13 protein-coding genes are annotated in these 18913 nt (G+C 71.0%); 4 read left to right on the top strand and 9 right to left on the bottom strand.

From position 1 onward, the window contains the following. Positions 1 to 109: 109 nt before the first annotated feature. The 9 genes from ACFYRX_RS38885 to ACFYRX_RS38845 form a co-directional block, all read right to left on the bottom strand. Positions 110 to 1408 (bottom strand): DUF2087 domain-containing protein, encoded by a 1299-nt coding sequence (locus tag ACFYRX_RS38885; protein ID WP_389110740.1) that lies wholly within the window; start codon positions 1406 to 1408, stop codon positions 110 to 112. Positions 1409 to 1443: 35 nt separating this feature from the next. Continuing rightward, positions 1444 to 2157, bottom strand: coding sequence for a hypothetical protein (locus ACFYRX_RS38880; protein ID WP_389110738.1), 714 nt, complete (start codon positions 2155 to 2157; stop codon positions 1444 to 1446). Continuing rightward, entirely contained in the window at positions 2154 to 3431 is a 1278-nt protein-coding gene (locus ACFYRX_RS38875; RefSeq protein ID WP_389110735.1) for an MFS transporter, read from the bottom strand. The genes ACFYRX_RS38880 and ACFYRX_RS38875 overlap by 4 nt, the downstream gene beginning before the upstream one ends. Next, positions 3428 to 4675, bottom strand: coding sequence for a hypothetical protein (locus tag ACFYRX_RS38870; RefSeq protein ID WP_389110732.1), 1248 nt, complete (start codon positions 4673 to 4675; stop codon positions 3428 to 3430). The genes ACFYRX_RS38875 and ACFYRX_RS38870 overlap by 4 nt, the downstream gene beginning before the upstream one ends. Before the next feature lie 88 nt (positions 4676 to 4763). Beyond that, the gene (locus tag ACFYRX_RS38865; protein ID WP_389110729.1) at positions 4764 to 7112 is read right to left on the bottom strand and encodes a B12-binding domain-containing radical SAM protein; all 2349 of its coding nucleotides are present in this window, start codon (positions 7110 to 7112) and stop codon (positions 4764 to 4766) included. A gap of 105 nt (positions 7113 to 7217) precedes the next feature. Beyond that, positions 7218 to 7367, bottom strand: coding sequence for a hypothetical protein (locus tag ACFYRX_RS38860; protein WP_389110726.1), 150 nt, complete (start codon positions 7365 to 7367; stop codon positions 7218 to 7220). 392 nt (positions 7368 to 7759) lie between these two features. Further along, positions 7760 to 11119 (bottom strand): S8 family serine peptidase, encoded by a 3360-nt coding sequence (locus ACFYRX_RS38855; protein WP_389110724.1) that lies wholly within the window; start codon positions 11117 to 11119, stop codon positions 7760 to 7762. A 353-nt stretch (positions 11120 to 11472) separates the two neighbouring features. Continuing rightward, the gene (locus tag ACFYRX_RS38850) at positions 11473 to 13332 is read right to left on the bottom strand and encodes an ABC transporter ATP-binding protein (RefSeq protein ID WP_389110721.1); all 1860 of its coding nucleotides are present in this window, start codon (positions 13330 to 13332) and stop codon (positions 11473 to 11475) included. Beyond that, on the bottom strand, positions 13329 to 15131 hold the full coding sequence (locus tag ACFYRX_RS38845; RefSeq protein ID WP_389110717.1) for an ABC transporter ATP-binding protein: 1803 nt from the start codon (positions 15129 to 15131) through the stop codon (positions 13329 to 13331). The genes ACFYRX_RS38850 and ACFYRX_RS38845 overlap by 4 nt, the downstream gene beginning before the upstream one ends. A 208-nt stretch (positions 15132 to 15339) precedes the next feature. Here ACFYRX_RS38845 and ACFYRX_RS38840 point away from each other — a divergent pair, with 208 nt between their 5' ends. Genes ACFYRX_RS38840 through ACFYRX_RS38825 form a run of 4 tightly spaced genes read left to right on the top strand, consistent with a single transcriptional unit; the run spans position 15340 to position 18904 of the window. After that, entirely contained in the window at positions 15340 to 16245 is a 906-nt protein-coding gene (locus ACFYRX_RS38840; RefSeq protein ID WP_389110714.1) for an ATP-binding cassette domain-containing protein, read from the top strand. After that, positions 16242 to 16976, top strand: coding sequence for an ABC transporter permease (locus tag ACFYRX_RS38835; protein ID WP_389110711.1), 735 nt, complete (start codon positions 16242 to 16244; stop codon positions 16974 to 16976). The genes ACFYRX_RS38840 and ACFYRX_RS38835 overlap by 4 nt, the downstream gene beginning before the upstream one ends. A gap of 25 nt (positions 16977 to 17001) precedes the next feature. Next, positions 17002 to 18246, top strand: coding sequence for a sensor histidine kinase (locus tag ACFYRX_RS38830; protein WP_389110709.1), 1245 nt, complete (start codon positions 17002 to 17004; stop codon positions 18244 to 18246). Next, positions 18236 to 18904 carry a response regulator gene (locus tag ACFYRX_RS38825; protein ID WP_389110706.1) on the top strand — a complete coding sequence of 223 codons (669 nt, stop codon included), beginning with the start codon at positions 18236 to 18238 and terminating at the stop codon, positions 18902 to 18904. Before ACFYRX_RS38830 ends, ACFYRX_RS38825 begins: the two co-directional genes overlap by 11 nt. Positions 18905 to 18913: the final 9 nt, after the last annotated feature.

Here is an 18913-nt window from a genome sequence, read left to right as displayed (position 1 = left end):
CCTCTTGATCGTCAGCAGCCGCGCAGTCCCGGTCCGGTGGATGGTGTTGCAGGTTACCGAGGGCTCCGAGGGGACGCCCGGGTGGGTTCGCAATGCGCGGCGGTGCCTCTCAGGGACGCCAGTACTGTCCGTCGGCCCGCGTGAGCAGCTGTTCCTCCACCAGGTACCGGCGTAGCGCGGCCACATCCGGGTGGATCTCACGCAGCAGATCGTTGACCGAGCTCTCCGGGTAGTGCCGCTGCGGTTCGAAGAGCTGCACCAGGCCTTCCAGGAACACCCTCCGCTTACCGCGTCTGGAGGGAATCGTCGTCTGTGACGGCGGCCGCACACGGCGGGGCGCTGCCTTCTGCCAGACGTCGTCGACAGCGGACCAGCCGCTTTCCGTGTGCGTGACGAGCCCGGCCCGCGCCAGCGAGGCGAGGGCCTTCGCGGTGCGCGCGGGAGTCATCGTCAGGCGCTCCCCGACACCCTGGGCGGTGTCGGCTCGAAGGACGACGGCGCTGTAGACCGCGCGGCGGGTCTCGTCGGCCAGCGCTGCGAGGATCCGGCCCGTGACGTCGTCCGCGCCGCTCTCCGGACGCGCGGGCGGCGCGGCCAGCCGGGGTGGCTCGGTGGAGGCCGGCTCACCCAGGGCTTCCAGCTCCTCGGAGAACAGGGCGCCCCTGTCGCGTTCCCACGCCCCGTGTCTGCGGAGCAGCAGCAGGCCCGTCTGACGGTGCTTGTGGGGCTCGTTCAGGGCGAGCACGTCCATCCCACTGCCCGGTGCGGCAGCCTGACGGCGGAGCTCCTGCAGCAGTGGGGTCGGCACGATCCGGCCGGCCACCCGGGCGCGCCCCTGTTCGTCGGAGATCTCGACGGTGGTCGCCATGTACGGCTCGTGCAGGACGACCGTGCCACCGGGGGGCACACGGGGCCACAGGGATGCGAGGAATCCCGCGTCGTCGGCCTGGGTGCCGGCATCGAGCCAGACCAGGTCCAGAGGACCCCACTGGTCGAGGTCCGCGTCCGTGAGGGCGAAGAAGTCCCGCTCGATGAAGGTGAGCATGTCGTCGAGCCCGAGCGAGCGGGCCGCCTCCCTCACCTGGTCCGCGGAGGTGCCCGGGACGGAGATGTCGTCGACGACGAGCAGCCTCGGTGTGTAGTCCTCGACGGCGGAACGGGGGTGCAGAACCGAGGCACGCTCGTGAGCCCCCGCCTCGCCCTCGACGATCCGCCGGTCCTGAGCCGCCTCGGCGCGGGCGTCCCGCAACCCGAGAAGCAGGTGCAGGGTCGACGAGCCCGCTCCCACCTCGAGCACCGTGCGGGGGCGCAGCATGGTGGTGAGCGCTCGCAGGGCGGGACCGGCGTTCTCCGTTCCCATCCCGGGACGGGTCAGGGCGGTCAGAGCCTCCGAAGCCGGCTCACTCATGGATCATCCTCTCCTCGACTTGCCGGGGCCCGTGGTCAGGCGGCCCTGACGGCCCGAAGCATCCCCGCGGACAACATCTGGCGGGCCGCGGCATGCAGTGGTGCGGGCAGAGAGGCGAAGGGGATCCCGTCCCCGGACCCGGCGCACCGCCACAGATGGTGGGCCGCCTTGCCGACCTTGAGGAAGTTGCCGGTGGAGAGGGAGGCGAGGACGTGCACGCCGGGCTCTCGCTCCACGGCCTCCGTCCACGCCTCCCGTACCAGGAGCTGGTGGTCCGGTCCCTCCGGCCCGGCGACGGGTGCGGGATCGGCGTCCAGCAGGCCCAGGCGCAGCAGGCCCACCAGGAGGTGGTCCACGGCTTCCTCGCGCTGTCCCCATCGCTCGCGCACCGCGGCCACGGACGTGCCGTGCGCCAGGAGTGCGCCCACCGCTTCGGGAACTTCCGCGAACGCGGGCAGGTCCGTACCGAAGAGAGCGGCCACAGGACCGCCGTCCCCTACGAACGGCACCGGCGTCCGCTGTACCCGCACGCCGTGGGGAAGGCGGAGCCCGGTGCCGGCGGACAGCCGTCCTGGCCAGACGAGGCTGTCGACCTGCCGGGGAGCGGGCGGCGGAGTGAGTCTCAGCACGGTGTCCTGCGCCTGGTCCTGCGGCGACCAGGCGAGCTCCCAGGCGAGCGGCAGCGAGGCCCCGGTCTGGGCGCAGAACCGGGGGACGACGGGATCGAGGGCGGTCGGGTGACGGGTCACGACGCTCTTTCCTCGGACACCCGCACCGCGGGCACGGACTCGTTCGCGCCGGCCGGTGCGGGGGCGGTCAGCGCCCGTGTCCGGAGCCAGCCCAGGGAGCCCGCGAGAAAGGCGACGGCACCCCCGGCCAGGATGCCCCAGCGGGCCCAGCCGGCGGGGGCGAGCCCGGCCAGAGCGAATCCCACCGCCACCGAGCTCTGCAGTGTCGCCCCGTAGGCGGCGCCGACGCGACCCCGCACGTCCTGCGGACAGTCGGCCATGACGTGCGTCCGCAACGCCACGTTCTGAACCGAGTTGGCCATGCCGCCGCACAAGCAGGCCGCCAGCATCACCGGGAGGACGAGGAACGCGGCCGTCACCACATAACCGAGCCCGATGATCGCGGCCGCACCGACGGCGACCACGGCGGTGGGCTGCTTGCCGAGCCGGCCACGCAGTACGAACGGCCCCACCACCAGCCCCACGCTCCAGGTGGCCAGCAGGGTGCCGTAGGAAGCCGCGCCGCCCGGAATCTCGCGCGCGAAGAAGGGCATCAGCACATTGACGACAGAGGTCGACGCGACGGTGACGGTGATCGTGGCCAGTGCGGCTCGCCGCTGGGGTCCCGTCCAGAGCAGGGACAGACCGACGCGCAGGCCCCCCTTGGCCCCCTCGGCGGGCGCGGGGGGTGTGTCGACAGTCGGCGGGAGCGGCACCGCCCGGGCGGCCAGCCACTGGGTGATCACCGGCACGGCCAGCAGTGCGAAGGCGAAGGTGCCCGCGTCGACCGCCAGCGCCAGCCCGGTCCCGCCCTGCGCGGTCAGCAGGCCCACCAGCAGCGGGCCGACGATGTAGCCCGCGTTCCTGGTCGACTCCATGACGCCGTTGACCCGCAACTGAACGTCGGAGGCGGGGAACAGCCGGGGTACGAGCGCCATCACACACGTCTGGGCGACGGCTCCCAGGGCCCCCAGGAACAGCATGGTGGCGATGAGCAGTACCGCACCGTCGGCGAACGCGGCGGCGGACGCCGCGATCAGGCACTCGAGTACCAGCGTCACGCCGAGGACGACGTCGAGGCGGAAACGGTCGACGATCCTCCCGATGACACCGCCGAGGACGATCCCCGGCAGCAGTCCGGCGAGCATCTGGGCCGACACCACCGACGTGAGTCCCGTACGGTCGGCGCCACGCAGGGCGAGCGCCACCAGGGCCACCTCGTCACCGACCGTGCTGATCAGCAGGGCGACGACGGTCAGCAGGGTCGCCCCCCTGCTCAGCCGTGCCGACGTCACAGAACTGTCCCGGCGCCGGACCCGCTGCTCTCGACGCGGGTCGCCCGCCAGGTCGACAGCCGGAGCAGGACGGCATGCAGGAGGGGGACCGCGGCGCTGTCCGTGCCCTGCTCCCACTGGCCGAGATCGAGTGTGTCCCCCGAGCCCAGCGCGGTGAGGGCGACTTCCAGGCGAGGATGGTCGGCGACCTTCAACGTGTGCCCCTGGACGGCGACCGCGCGGCGCCCGTCGGCGAGCGCCCGCTGGTGCAGGACGACATCGCCGCGGAGCCGGATGCGGGCGTCCCGGGGCACGGGCACAGGGGGCTCGGACGGTCGGCCCACGCCCAGACCGCCCGACGTCACCGTACGCATGTGGTGCTCCCAGACGGCGTCCTCGATCTCGCCGCCCGACAGGCCGGCCAGCGCGTCGAGGGCCGCGGCGGCCGCGACCGGGATGCCGTCGGCGACATGCGCGTCGGGGCCGGGTCCGCGGGTCGCGCTTCCCCGGCCCAGCAGGCCGCCGACGGCTTCGAGGACGAGGGCGGCCGGATCGTTCCTGGTGAAGAAGGCGATGTTCACGTTGACCGCGACCGTGTCGGGAGACTCGCCGACGTGCAACTGCTCCGAGGGGAAGTACGTCAGCGCTCCGGGCACCCCGACCAGGACATCGGCCAGACCGCGGGCCGACGTGTAGTCGGCGGTGTGCTGCGGGACCTGCTCGGAGTGCTCCGGTGCCCAGGTGAGAAGGGTCTTGCGGCCGCGCAGGGTGAAGCCGAAGTTTCCCGCGTGGTCGACGTGCACGCCGACGTTGGTGGAGGTGTACCGGCCGATGAAGGTGTCCATGTCCACCCGGCCGGCGACCCGGGTTCCGGTGAACCGGAAGACGTCGTCGGACATCTGCTTGGCCCGGTCCCAGAGCGGTGCCGAGACCGCGTGCAGGCCGGACACCGCGACGCTCCACTCGTGGTCACGCATGTGCAGGTCCACACGAGCCAGGTAGTCGTCCAGAGAACCGTCCTCGGGCGACGGCAGGAAGACCTGGGTGTCGATCGGCTGCGTGCGGCCGTCCACCGTCACCACGACTTTCGGGAGCCCGGACCCCCTGGGCCGGTTGTTCGTGCCGGCCGCCAGGACCAGAGCCCTCAGCAGTTCCTCGTCGCCGATGCCCAACTGCACGGGGGACGAGGGCAGGGACAGCGGCTCCTGCTCCCAGTGACGGGAAGCGAATTCCTTCCAGAAGCGGTCCGTTTCGGACCCTGCCACGGGGAGGGGGTGGGACACGGCTGGAACTCCTGGGCTCGGGGCCGCGGCGTGCGGCGTCGGTTGGTCTGACGGTGAGGGCGACGGGGCGTCAGCCGGAGTGTCGGGCCGCTCCGGCCGGCACGGACCCGCCGAGAAGGGCCGGGTGAAAGCAGGCCGACGCAAGGACATTGTGTCCGGTCAGTTCGTTCAGCAGCGGCACCAGCCGCTGCTCGGGCAGCCGGGTCCGGGTCGCCAGTTCGGCTGTGCTCGCACCGTCGGCCGTGAGCAGCCAGATGAGCCGGCCCGCGGCGGAGACCCTGACCTGACGGCTGGTCTCAGGAGACGTCAACAGGCAGCTTCCGTCGGGTCGGCTCTCCACCACGTCGTGCGGCTGGGCGGTGTACCACAGCGGTGGGCGCTCCCCGGAGGTGCCGGCCGCGGTGACCTCCAGGGCCCGGTGGGCCGAGAGCCGTATCAGCGTGGTCGCCGCGGTTCTGGCCGCGGGCGCGTTCCCCAGCAGGTCGGCCACGGTGTGCGGTTGTCCGTCGAGCAGTGGGTGCCACTCCGGCAGCACCGTCAACAGGGCGTCTCCGGACGGCACATGCAGCAGGATGTCCTGCCCGGCTCCGGGCGTCCGGGCGTGCACCTCGTCCGCGAGCCGTACGAGTGTCCCGGGGTGCAGCTCCGGTCGAGGAGCGGCAGGAGTCGCACCCCTGCGGGCCGGCAGTTCCGCCTCTGCCATCGCCCAGAGGAACGACCACTCCTCCGCGTCCCCGATCCAGGTGCCCCTGTGGAACGCGGCGCCCGCGGAGGCGCCCGGTCCACTCGAGGTGAGACGGGCCGCGTCCTCCTGCGTGAGGCCTTCGGCGACGGTGTAGTCCAGGTCGAAGGCCAGGTCCTCTCCCGCACCGGGCGGGATCAGCTCGACGCCGAACAGATCGGGGCGTTCACCCACGGGGGAGAGCACATCCAGGATGAACGGTCCGTTGGCGGCCGTGGAGTACGGAACGTCGTACTCGTCCGCCGACCGGCGCAGTGCCTGTGCCGCGAACTCCTGGGTGCGGACCGCCTCTTCTTCCGTTTCCCCGGGAAAACCGGTCATGCAGAACAGGTGGACCGGCACCTTGTTGCTCAGGAGAGCGTCGAGGGAGGGTTCGATGTCGGCGACCTTGGTGCCCTTGCGCATGAGATCCAGCACGCGTTGGTTGTAGGACTCGAGGCCGAGGTCGAGACGTCGGCATCCCGAACGCCGCAGCGCGCCCGCCAACTCGTCGTCGAGCCCCTTGCTGAACCGCGTCTCTCCGTACCAGAACAGCTCGTGCCCGCCGTTGATCAGTTCTCGTGACACCCCGCGCAGTGATGTGAGCGTCATGATCTCGTCCACGAACATGAAGGTGTCGGTGCCGTGTCTGCCGGCGAGGGTGGCCATGTCGTGTACGACCTGGTCCGGGCGCCGGATGCGGAACTTGTTGCTGGCGAAAGGAATCGAGCAGAAGGCGCAGTCCCATGCGCAGCTCCGCGAGGCCTGCAGCGGGAGAACGGGACCGGGCGCGAAGTAGCGGTCGAGCGGCAGGCCGTCGAAGTCCGGCGTCGGCAGGTCGGAGACATCGACCATGGCCGCCGGAGTGCGCAGCAGCCCACCGCGGCCGTCGCGCTCCAGCAGTCCCGGCACCGGGCGGTCATCGGCACCGGTGATCCGGTCGCAGAGCGCGGGCAGCGCGTCTTCTCCCTCGTAGGACACGAAGGAGTCGACGTACTGGAAGAACGGGTGTTCCTCCTGCCAGCGGCTCACCATGCGTGTGGTCAGGTTGCCGCCCATCACCACATGGACGTCGGGACGGGCACGCTTGACGTGGCGGGCCACGGTGAGGGCCGCGATGAGCTGGGTGTCGGCGGACACGGAGATTCCGACCACAGCCAGGTCGGATGCCTCGAGTTCAGGGATCGGCCGGTTTTCCAGAGCCCAGCCGTACACATTGCGGTCCGCCGACCGGGCCGCGTCCAGGACGGAATCAGACCGTCGGTGGGAGAAGCAGGAGAAGTTTCCCCGCAGGTCGAAACTGAGTCCGGGAAAGGAGGCCGAGACACACCCGAGCCCATTGCGTACGACCGTCGCGGCGTCGGTGAAGGCGGCCGGATCCGTCAGGACGGAGCGGGACTTGAGTGTTGCGCGGGCGCTGTCGATGCGGGCGATGGTGTCGCCGAACACAGCCAGAGTCTCCTCATGGGCCCGGCGTTCGCCGTCGCGCATCTCGCCCTGACGCCGCTCTGCTTTGGGGAGCAGGGCCGTCAGCCCCTCGCCGGAGAGCAGCCAGTCCGTCTGTTCGATGCTCAGATCGAGGGACGACACCTGCCATCCGTGCCGTCGCATCACCGCGGCCAGCAGCGGGACCGCGAGGTGAGGCGCGTAGACATTCCAGATAGGCGGGTTGACGAGAAGTATTCGGGGTTTCCGCATATGAGCTCTCGTGGGAGTCCGTTACTGGATAGGGGAGTCGAGTCCGGCCATCAGAGCGCGGACGGAGCGTGCTTCAGCACGACATGCCGATCAGCCCATGGCTGTTCAGCTGTTGGCGGACTCCTGGAGAAGCGCGTACTTGCTGTTGATGCGGTTCGGGACGATGGCCTCGACGGAGAGGGCCTCGTCGACCTCGGCGAGGGCGAGAAGGGCGTCGACGTCGAATTCGTTCGAAGAATCAGCGTTGAGGTTCATGAAGTTCTCCTTTTGAGTGAAGGACGCTTCGTGGAACGTGTGCTTTTTCCCGGCCTTCGCTCGACTCCCCAGCCGTCCAGCGCGACGACGAAGGTATCTTCGTGATCGGTACGGCACAAGAGTGGCCTTGCGCCAGGGAGACGGCGAATTCAAGTCATTTCGTGGGGCACGGAGTCGCTGTAGGGATGCGCGATCCGCTTCGGATGGCATGTGCGGTCGTGGCGGTGTGTCGTCGTGGTGCCTCAGCTCCTGATGTATCCCCGGGGGTTGACCGACCGTTCGCCGGACGGTCAGGAGGGTGTCCGGTTCATCGGTCGTCACACGCCGATACCGGACACCCTCCGATCATCCACCGCCGGACGTCACCACCTCTCGGCCGGCGCGTCGGGCGGTCAGTGCGTCAGGAGGTACGCGTCGATGATCGTCACCGTGTGCGTGTTCCCGCCCTTGTCCGTCAGACGGGCCCGGAAGGAGACGGACCCGGCGTCCGCGGGGTGGGCCAGAGTCACCTGCCGCGTGCTCCCGGAGGAACGGACGGCCGTCTTCCGCCAGGTGGTCCCTGCGTCGTACGAGACCTCGACCGAGAGCGCCTTCACGCCCCGCGTGGCCGCCGAGCCCTCGACCACGAGCGGCACCGTCAGACGGGTGCCCGCCTTCGCGGTGCCGGTGGACGTCAGTTCGGGAGCGAAGCGGACCGAGGACAGCGGCAGTACGGCTGCACGCGTGCCGGACACCCGCCCGGAGACGAACGTCCAGGAGGCGCTGACCCGGCTGCTGAGCCCGGAGAGCTCCGCCGGACGGGAGAAGTCCGTGGTGAGGCGGTAGGACTGCCGTGCCGCGGGGAGCGTGGTGACGGACCGGCAGCGCAGGTACTTCGGCGTCATGGCGGTCGCTGTGCTGTACACGTAGGGGACACCGCCCGAAGTGAGGGTGACCTCGGCCTTCTCGGTCACGGAGTCGCCGAGGTGGCCGGAGCCGTCCGCGAACTGCGGCAGGCAGATCGCGAGGTCGTCACCGAGACGCGACACACCTCCGCCGCCCGGTCCCTCGCCGAGGCTGGGCCCGAAGACACCGGTGTTGAAGGTCTCCGAGTAGCTCCGTCCGGCCCGGTACGTCCGGCCCGCGATGCTCTGGAACGTCTCGCGGCCGCCGTCCGCGCCCTTCTGTACGAAGTCGAAGCCCCAGGTGTAGCCCTTGGGCACGGTGACGTAGTGCCGCTGGCTGCCCGGGAGGGCGAGGTCGGCGGCGGCGACGCTGTAGCTCTCGCCGATCGGCGAGTACCAGACGGCCCCGACGCCGCCCGTCTTGCCCGCCGCGGGAGCGCCCGCAGTGATGTCCGCGCGCGCGAGTTCGCTCGTACTCGTCGCGTGCGAGAAGCCGTCGAAGAACGAGCCGGACCGCGTGTACAGCAGGTCGTACGCGGTGTCGGTGCCCTTGCTGAAGGTGGCGCCGACCTGGGCCTCGAAATGGTCGGCGGGTGTCGCCGGGGCGCCGGACTGGGCGATCCTGAGCCGCGAGAAGTCACTGCCGGTCAGAATGCCCACGGCGAGACTCGACCCGGCCGCGCGCATCAGGTACGCGGCGTAGGCGCCGTTGGACGTGGCGTCAGGATCCGGTGGGGTGAGCGACACCGGCTTGGCCTCACGGGCGTCCAGGACCACATGGGTGTCCGCGGTCACCGACAGCCGCGGCTGCACCAGGTGCGCCGACCCCGCGGCCGTACCGCTCCAGGTGGTGACAAGGGCGAAGACGTTGTACGCCCCCTTCGGCGCGCGGAACCGCACGGTGCCGTCGGTGGTCCGCAGGTTCCACTGCAGGGTCGGGCTGTCCAGGCCCCAGAGGAGGACGAACGGGAAGAACGCCGGGTCGCCGTTGCCGTCGAGAACGGTCATCGTCAGGTCGTACGACTCCACCTCGGCGTCGGCCGCCACGGCGGTCCGTACGCTCTGGCCGCCGCCGGTGGCGACCACGGCGCCCGAGTAGGCGCCCCCCGTCGGTACGGTGCGGGTGTCCACGGTCACGTCCACGGAGGCGGTGCCGCCCGCGGGCACGGTGACGCGCTTCGGCGACACGGTGAACAGCCCCCGAGGAGCAGGCTTGCCGTCGGCGTCGGTCGCCTGGGCGGACAGGCCGAGGGTGACCGCCGAGGTGCCGGTGTTGCGGTAGGTGATCTGCTTGGCCAGCGGAGTGTCGTCGGTGTGCGGCCACTGCTGTGTGCCGAAGCCGACGGACGACGCCTCACTGCTCACCGTCTGTGTGACGGCCTTCGCGACGTCCACCCGCCCGGTGCCCTGCTGCTGCGCGGTCAGCCCGGCCGTGGGTTTCGCTGAGGAGACGAGGGCCTGCTTGAGCTGCTGCCCGGTCCAGTCGGGGTGCCGCTGGGCCACGATGGCCGCGGCGCCCGCGACATGCGGGGTGGCCATCGAGGTGCCGTTGAGGGAGACGTATCCGTCGCCTGCGGGGACGCCTATCACGCCCTGGGCCGCCTTGGCGGCGACGATGAACCGGCCCGGCGCGGTGAGGTCGGGCTTCAGGGCGCCGTCCTGGGTGGGGCCCACGCTGGAGAAGGTGGCGATCCGGTCCTGCTTGTCCACCGCGCCGACGGTGAGCGCGGCGGCCGCGCTGCCGGGGGAGCCGATGGTGCCGGCGAGGGGGCCCGTGTTGCCGGCGGCGATCACGAACAGCGTTCCTGACTGGGCGGACAGGGTGTTGACGGCCGCTTCCAGCGGGTCGGTGCCCGCGGTGTCGGTGCCGCCCAGGGAGAGGTTGACAACGTTGGCATGCTGGTCCACCGCCCACTGCATACCGGCGATGATGCCCGACTCGTAGCCCGCTCCGGTGTCGCCGAGGACCTTGCCGTCGAGGATCTTCGCCCCGGGGGCGACACCCTTGTAACGACCGCCGGACTTGGCGCCCGAACCGGCCGCGATGGAGGCGACATGGGTGCCGTGGCCCACCCGGTCCACGTTGTCGGGCGAGTCGGAGAAGTTCTTCTCGACGATCTCCCGGTCGGCCAGATCCGGGTGGGTCTGGTCCACGCCGGTGTCCAGTACGGCGATGGTGACACCCTTGCCGTCGTAACCGGAGGCCCACGCCTCGGGCGCGCCGATCTGCGGCACGCTCTGGTCCAGGGCCGCCGTCCGGGCGGCGTCCAGCCATATCTTGTCGATGCCGGAGGCGACGCGGGTGGCGCCCGCCCTGGCACCCGTACCGGCGTCCGTCAGCGCGTTCCACACCTGCGCGGTGCCGGACCTGGGCGCCTCGACCGCAGAGCCGTTGATCACCGGCAGGTCCCGCCCGGCGTCCGCGTCGGCGGCGGCGAGTTCCCGTTTCGCCGATGCCTCACCGGACTTGCGGTAGGTCACGATGAGCGGTGTCGAATCCCGATGCGCGTCGTCGTAGTCCGAGGCGAGCAGCTCCGTCACGTCGAACAGCCGTCGGTCCACGGTGCCCTCGGACAGCGGCCGCATCGCGTCCTCGGGGATCACGTAACTGCGGTCCTGGTAGCGGTGGACGGAGATCGTGACGTCCTCCCGTCCCTTCCCCGCCCGGACCCCGGTGACCCGCCCGGCGCCGTCGGTCGTCACCGTGTCCCCGGTGATCAGCGTGACGGTGCGGCCGCCACTCTGCGCCGTATCTCCTGCCGGTGCGGCCTCCGCCGCGACCGACAGGCCGGGTCTCATCCCGGGCACCATGCCCAGGGCCAGCGCGGCGGCAATCGCCGTAGCCCCCGAGCGCATCCGTAAGCGCATGCAAACTCCTCTGTTGTCAGGTGAGTTGGGTGGTGATCAAGTGCTGCCATCGTGGCGGCGGCCCCATGATCCGTGGTGCGATACCTCCACACAAGGCCGTCCCTGTCCGGCACCCGGATCAGGCTCGCGCCCTTCGGAGCGGCGGGGCGGTCCAGTACGGCGGTGACGCGGCCGGGTGAATTGGCGCCGACTCCGCAAAGTCCGTCAACGGCAGGTGAGCGAGGGGAACTTCGGGTACTGATACGTCCTCGCTACAGGCAGCGACCATTGCGCACCGAACCCCGGATCTATGCAGTCACTGCGCATCCTCAGCCGACATTGCGCGGGATCGTGGACCCTTCAGTACGCCTCGCTCACGCCAGGCTGTCCCGCCAGGCCCGGTGCAGATCCGCGAACCGGCCCGTGCCCGCGACGAGTTCGGCCGGTGTGCCGTCTTCGACGATCCGGCCGTGCTCCATGACCAGGACCCGGTCGGCGATCTCGACGGTCGACAGCCGGTGCGCGATCACCACGGCCGTACGGCCCCTCAGGACCGTCGTCATCGCGCGCTGCACAGCCCGTTCGCCCGGGATGTCGAGCGAACTGGTCGCCTCGTCCAGGATCAGCACCGCCGGGTCGGCGAGCAACGCCCTTGCGAACGCCACGAGTTGGCGCTGTCCCGCCGAGATGCGGCCACCCCGCTTGCGTACGTCCGTGTCGTAGCCGTCGGGCAGGGCGCTGATGAAGTCGTGCGCGCCGATCGCCTTCGCGGCCTGCTCGATCTCCGCACGGCTCGCGTCCGGGCGGCCGATCGCGATGTTCTCGGCGACCGTGCCGGAGAACAGGAAGGCCTCCTGCGTCACCATGACCACCCCGCGCCGCAGTTCGGGCACGGAGAGGTCGCGCAGGTCCGTGCCGTCCAGGAGGACCCGGCCGTCCGAGGGGTCGTAGAAGCGGGCGAGGAGCTTGGCGAGCGTCGACTTCCCGGCGCCGGTCGAGCCGACCACCGCGACCGTCTGCCCGGCGGGCAGGGTCAGGTCGAAGCGGGGGAGCACCTCGCCACCGGTGCGGTAGGCGAACCGGACTCCGTCGAAGACGACCTCGCGGCCCGGATGCTCCGACGCGAGGGCCGGAAGCTGCTGGGGCGTCGCGGGTTCCGGCACGGTCGGGGTCTGGGCCAGCAGGCCCGCGATCTTCTCCAGGGAGGCCGCCGCCGACTGGTAGGAGTTCAGGAACATCCCGAGCCGGTCGATCGGGTCGTACAGCCGCCGCAGATACAGCACCGCCGCCGCCAGCACCCCCAGTTCCAGCGAGCCCTGCGCCACCCGGTAGGCGCCCCACAGCACGATCCCCGCGACGGCCGTGTTGGCGACCAGCCGGGAACCGACGACGTAACGGGCCATCTCGAGCAGCGCGTCGCCGTTGACCCGCTCGTGCCGCTTGTTCAGTACGGCGAAGTCGGCGTCGTTGGCCGCCTCGCGGCGGAACGCCCGCACCGGCCGGATGCCGTTCATCGTCTCGACGAACTTCACGATCACGGCGGCGATGGCGGTCGACCGCTTCCGGTAGACCCGCCCCGCACGCCGCCGGTAGCCCCGCACGAGCAGGTACAGCGGCACGAAGGACGCCACCGCGACCGCGCCGAGGCCGAGATCCAGCCAGAGCAGCAGGGCGGAGATGTAGAGGAAGGACAGGATGACGGTGACGAGCTCCTGAAGGCCCTCGCTGAGCAGTTCGCGCAGCGACTCCACGTCCGTCGTCGAACGGGAGATGAGCCGGCCCGAGGTGTAGCGCTCGTGGAAGTCGATGCTCAGCGCCTGCGCGTGCCGGAAGATCCGGCTGCGCAGGTCCAGCAGCACGTCCTGGTTGACGCGGGCGGAAACCAGGATGAACGCGTACTGGAGCCCGCCGGAGACCAGCGCGCACAGCAGATAGCCGACGCCCACCGCGATCAGCGGGCCGTTGTCGTGGTCCCGGAACGCGGGAACGGCGTGGTCGATCGCGTACGCAACCAGCAGCGGGCCCGCCTGGACGGCCGCCTGCTGGAACAGCAGCAGAAGGGTCGTGACGGTGACCCGCGCCTTCATCGGGGTGAGCAGCGAGCGCAGGAGGAGGGAGGTGGCACGCGGAGGAGTGGGCAGGACGTCCCGGTCGAAGGCGTCGTCGGTGCCCTTCGGCCCGGGCGGGCCGGATTCGTCGTCGGCGGTGGGCGCGGACGTCGTGGGGGCCGTCATCGGGCGCTCTCCTCTTCCCTGGAGTCTTCCCCGGACATCAGGTGGGCGTACTCGGCGTTGGTGCGCAGGAGTTCGTGGTGGGTGCCCACGGCCGTGATGCGGCCGTCCGACAGCAGGGCGACCCGGTCGGCGAGCTGCACGGTGGAGGGGCGGTGCGCGACGATCAGGGCGGTGGTGTCCGCCAGGACGTCCCTCAGGGCCGCCTCCACCGCGGCCTCCGTGTGGACGTCCAGGGCGGACAGGGGGTCGTCCAGGACGAGGAAACGGGGGGTGCCGACCACGGCTCGTGCGAGGGCGAGGCGCTGGCGCTGCCCGCCGGACAGACTGAGGCCCTGTTCGCCGACCTGGGTGTCGGTGCCCTGGGGGAGGGCGTGTGCGAAGTCGGCCTGGGCGACGGAGAGGGCGCGGTCGAGCTCCTCTTCGTCGGCGCCCATGAGGACGTTGTCGCCGACGCTGGTGGAGAAGAGGGTGGGTTCCTCGAAGGCCACGGCCACTCTTGAGCGCAGCTCTTCTCTTGGCATGGCGGTGATGTCCTCGCCGTCCAGGGTGATCCGGCCCGATGTCAGTTCGTGGAGGCGGGGGACGAGGGTGGTGAGGGTTGTCTTGCCGCTGCCCGTTGCGCCTACGAGGGCCATCGACTCGCCCGGCCGGATGTGGAGGTCGATCAGGTCGAGGACGGGTGGGGAGTCTTCGGGGGCGTCGGGGTAGCGGAAGCGGACGTTGTGGAACCTGAGGCCATCGTCTTCGGCTGTCGGCCGGTGGGGGCTGGTCGCGCAGTTCCCCGCGCCCCTTACGTAGGTCTCCTGCTCCGGTACCTCATCGATGGCCTCGAAGTACCGCTCCGTCGCCGTGGCCGCCTCCTGGCTCATCGCCAGCAGGAAGCCGATCGACTCCACGGGCCAGCGGAGTGCCAGTGCTGTCGACAGGAAGGCCACCAGGGTCCCTGCCGACAACTCGCCGTTCGCCACCTGCACACAGCCCAGCACCAGTGCCGCTCCGATGGCCACCTCCGGAAGGGTGGTGATGACGCCCCAGATCGTGGCCAGGAGGCCGGCCTTGCGGAGCTCGGTGCCCCGCAGCTCTCCCGTCAGGTCCCGGAACGCCCGCGCCTGCGCCCGGTGGCGGCCGAAGCCCTTGATGATCCGGATGCCGAGGACGCTCTCCTCGACGACCGTCGTGAGGTCGCCGACCTGGTCCTGGGCGAGGCGTGCCACGCCGGCGTAGCGCTTCTCGAAGATCACGCAGGTGACCATCACCGGGATGGCAGGGCCGAGGATCACCAGGCCGAGGGTCCAGTCCTGGAGCAGCATGATGATCACGCCGACGAGGATGGTCACGCTGTTGACCAGCAGGAAGGTCAGCGGGAAGGCGAGGAACATGCGCAGCAGCATGAGGTCCGTCGTGCCCCGGGACAGGAGCTGACCGGACGCCCAGCGGTCGTGGAAGGCCACCGGGAGGCGCTGGACGTGCCGGTACAGGCCCGCCCGCATCTCCGCCTCCACGTGGGAGAGCGGTCTCGCCACCAGCCAGCGCCGCAGTCCGAACAGCAGTGCCTCCGCGAACCCGAGCAGCAGGAGGTACAGGGCCCCGCGCCACACGCCCGCCGTGTCGTGGTCGGCGATCGGGCCGTCCACCATCCACTTCAGGACGAGCGGGATCACCAGCCCCGTACAGGACGCGAGGATCGCGACGGACGCGGCGGTGAACAGCCGCGCGCGGACGGGCCGGACATACGGCCACAGACGCAGCAGGGTTCTGACTGCCGACCGGTCCTTGGTGGTTGCACGTGTCGTGGACATCAGCTGCGAGCCTACGGACCGGCACTGACAACGCCCACCGAGTTTTGGCCGGACCGGAATCGGTCGCAGGACCTACGACCTGCATGTTCGAGGGTCCGCACAGGAAGATCCGCGGGGGAGTCGTAGGGGCCCGTCAACCGATCGGTTGATGCCGGGTCGAGCGTGACGGGCGATGCGGCGGCGGGCCCCGCGCCGGGACGCTGATGCCATGTCCGTCATCGAAGTCAGCGAACTGCGAAAGTCCTACGGCGGCCGGAGCGTCGTCGACGGGATCTCCTTCACCGTCGAGGAGGGCGAGATCTTCGGGATCCTCGGCCCGAACGGCGCCGGCAAGACCACCACCGTCGAGTGCGTGGAGGGCCTGCGGGTCCCGGACGCGGGCCGGGTCCGGGTCACAGGCTTCGACCCCGTCGCCGACCACGCGCGTGTGGCCCGCGTTTTGGGCGCCCAGCTCCAGGAGAGCGAACTCCAGGCCAAGCTCACCGTCCGTGAGGCCCTGGAGCTGTACACCGCGTTCCACGACCAGCCCGTCGACTGGCGGCCCCTGGCCGAGCGGCTCGGGCTGGCCCAGAGGCTCGGCACCCGGTTCGGCAAGCTCTCCGGTGGCCAGAAACAGCGCCTGTTCATCGCGCTGGCCCTGGTCGGCAACCCCCGGGTCGTCGTACTGGACGAACTGACCACCGGTCTCGACCCGCGCGCCCGCCGTGACACCTGGGAGCTCATCGAGGACGTCCGCGCGAACGGCGTCACCGTCCTGCTCGTCACGCACTTCATGGAGGAGGCGCAACGGCTCTGCGACCGGATCGCCGTCATCGACAAGGGCCGGATCGCCGCCCTGGACAGCCCGGCGGGGCTCATCCGGCGCTCGGCGGGCGGCACCGTCATCAGCTTCACCCCGTCCGCCCCGCTCGACGCGCACGAGCTCAACGCCCTGCCCGCGCTCGCCTCCGTCGAGGACCGGGACGGCCACCTCACCCTGTCCGGCACCGACGAGACCGTGAACGCCGTGATCACCCTGCTCGCCCGCCGCCATGTCACCGCCCACCAGCTCCGGGTCGTCGACGCCACCCTCGACGACGCCTTCCTCGACCTGACCCAGGAGGCCTCGGCATGAACACCGCCGTACTGAGGACCGAGATCCGTCTCTTCCGCCGCGAACCCGGCGCCCTGTTCTGGATCCTGCTGTTCCCGACATTGCTGCTGGTGATCCTCGGCTCGATCCCATCCTTCCGGAACCACGACGCCGACCTCGGCGGCCTCAGGACCATCGACGTCTACGTCCCCGTCGCCGTGCTCCTCGGCATGATCGTGGGCGGGCTCCAGTCCATGCCGCAGACCCTCACCGGCTACCGCGAACGCGGCATCCTGCGCCGCATGGCCACCACCCCGGTCCGGCCCTCAGCGCTGCTCTCCGCGCAGATGACCGTCTACGGCGGTGCCGCCCTGGCGTCCGCGCTGCTCGCCCTCGCCGTCGGCCGGTTCGCCTTCGACGTACGACTGCCCGAGCAACTCCCCGGATACCTGCTCGCCCTGGTCCTCGCCGTCCTGGCCGCCCTCGCGCTCGGCGCGGTGATCTCCGCCCTGTCCCGGACCACGAAGATCGCCGGTGCCATCGGGTCCGCCGTGTTCTTCCCGTCGATGTTCTGCGCGGGCGTGTGGGCGCCGGTGCAGACCATGCCGCACCTCCTCGCCCGGATCGTCGGCTGGACCCCGTTCGGCGCGGCCGCCGAGGCCCTGAACCGGGCCGCGGCCGGCCACTGGCCGGGCTGGACCCACCTGGGCGTCCTCGTCCTCTGGACGGTGCTGCTGACGGCCGCCGCGTCGCGCTGGTTCCGCTGGGAGTAGGGGAGGGGCCGTGCAGACTGGGGACATGACCGTGGCGGACACACAGATCGAGCGGCGCCTGGAACAGCTGCACATCTGGGGGCCGTACGCGCTGCTCGGCATCGGTGCTGTCCTCGCCGTCGGTTCCGCGGAGCTGCAGCGGGGCCCCGAGGAGTGGTACGCCGCAGCGGGCCTGGTCGTCGCCGCGCTCGTGCTCCAGACGTGGTGGCACGGCACCCGGCACCGCCGTGCCGACCGCGGCCGCACGCCCTCCCGGGCCGGGACGGCGTACTACGCCGTGCGCTGGGCCATCGCCTTCGCCCTCACCTGGATCAATCCGTTCTTCGCGTTCTACGCCGCCACCGGCTACATGGACGCGGACGAGCTGATCCCGGGCATGTGGCGACGGCTCGGACTGTTCGCGAGCGCGGTCACGGTGGCGGGCGCCCAGCTCGGCGGACTGCCGGCACGCGGCACGGGCGAGTGGCTCGGGTTCGCCGGCCTCCTCGTCGTCAACTTCGGCCTTCAGGCGGTCGTCGCCCACATCACCGAACAGGAGGAGCAGCGCTCCCGCGACCGTGCCGAGACCATCGACGCGCTGCAGCAGGCGCTCGACGAGAACGCCGCCCTTCACGCCCAACTCCTCGTCCAGGCACGGGAAGCCGGGGTCGCCGACGAGCGCCGCCGGCTCGCCGCCGAGATCCACGACACCCTCGCCCAGGGCCTGACCGGGATCATCGCCCAGCTCCAGGTCGTCGCGAACACGCCCGACGAGGTGCTGGCCCGTGAGCACGCGCACCGGGCCATGGACCTGGCCCGGCACAGCCTCGGCGAGGCCCGTCGCTCGGTCCACAACCTCGCCCCGGTCGCACTGGCCGACGCCGGACTTCCCGAGGCCCTCAAGCAGACGGTCGCCGACTGGGGCGAACGCACCGGCGTACGCGCCGAGTTCACGGTCACCGGCATCGCGCAGCAACTCCACGACGAGGTCTCCGCGACGCTCCTGCGCATCGCCCAGGAAGCCCTCTCGAACGCCGCCCGGCACGCCCGAGCAGGCCGCGTCGGCGTCACCCTGACCTTCCTGGGCGACGAGGTCATCCTCGACATCCGCGACGACGGCGTCGGCTTCGACCCCCTCGCCCTCGCGCCCCGCACCCGCGGCGGCGGCTTCGGCCTCGACGGCATGCGCGCCCGCGCCGAACGCATCGCGGGCTCCCTCACCGTGGAGACCGAACCGGGCCACGGCACCGCCCTGTCGGCTCGCGTACCGTTGGTCCGCCATGACCAGTGACGTGCCGCTCCCCATGCCGCTCCCCGTGCCGATCTCCCTGCTGATCGTCGACGACCATCCCGTCGTACGGGACGGTCTGCGCGGCATGTTCGAGTCGGCGCCCGGCTTCACCGTGCTCGGTGAGGCGTCCGACGGTGTCGAGGCGGTCGAGCGGGCCACCGCGCTCGACCCCGACGTGATCCTCATGGACCTGCGCATGCCGGGCGGCGGCGGGGTCGACGCCATCCGGGAGCTGACCCGCCGCTCCGCCCGCGCGAAGGTGCTCGTCCTGACGACGTACGACACCGACTCCGACACGCTGCCGGCGATCGAGGCGGGCGCGACCGGCTACCTGCTCAAGGACGCCCCGCGCGACGAGCTGTTCACCGGGGTACGGGCGGCGGCGGAGGGCCGTACGGTCCTGTCCCCGGCGGTCGCCTCCCGTCTGGTCTCCGCGGTCCGTGCCCCCAAGTCCCCGCCGGGGGAACCCCTTTCCGCCCGGGAGCGCGAGGTGCTGGCCCTGGTCGCCAAGGGCACCTCCAACCGCGAGATCGCCCGTGAGCTGTTCATCAGCGAGGCCACCGTGAAGACCCATCTCACCCACCTGTACGCCAAGTTGGGCGTCAACGACCGCGCGGCGGCGGTCGCGACCGGATACCAGCGGGGGATCCTCGGCTAGGCGCGACGC

The organism is Streptomyces sp. NPDC005374, from assembly GCF_042872225.1.
Classification (GTDB): domain Bacteria; phylum Actinomycetota; class Actinomycetes; order Streptomycetales; family Streptomycetaceae; genus Streptomyces.
This window is presented reverse-complemented; position numbering and strand designations above follow the sequence as displayed.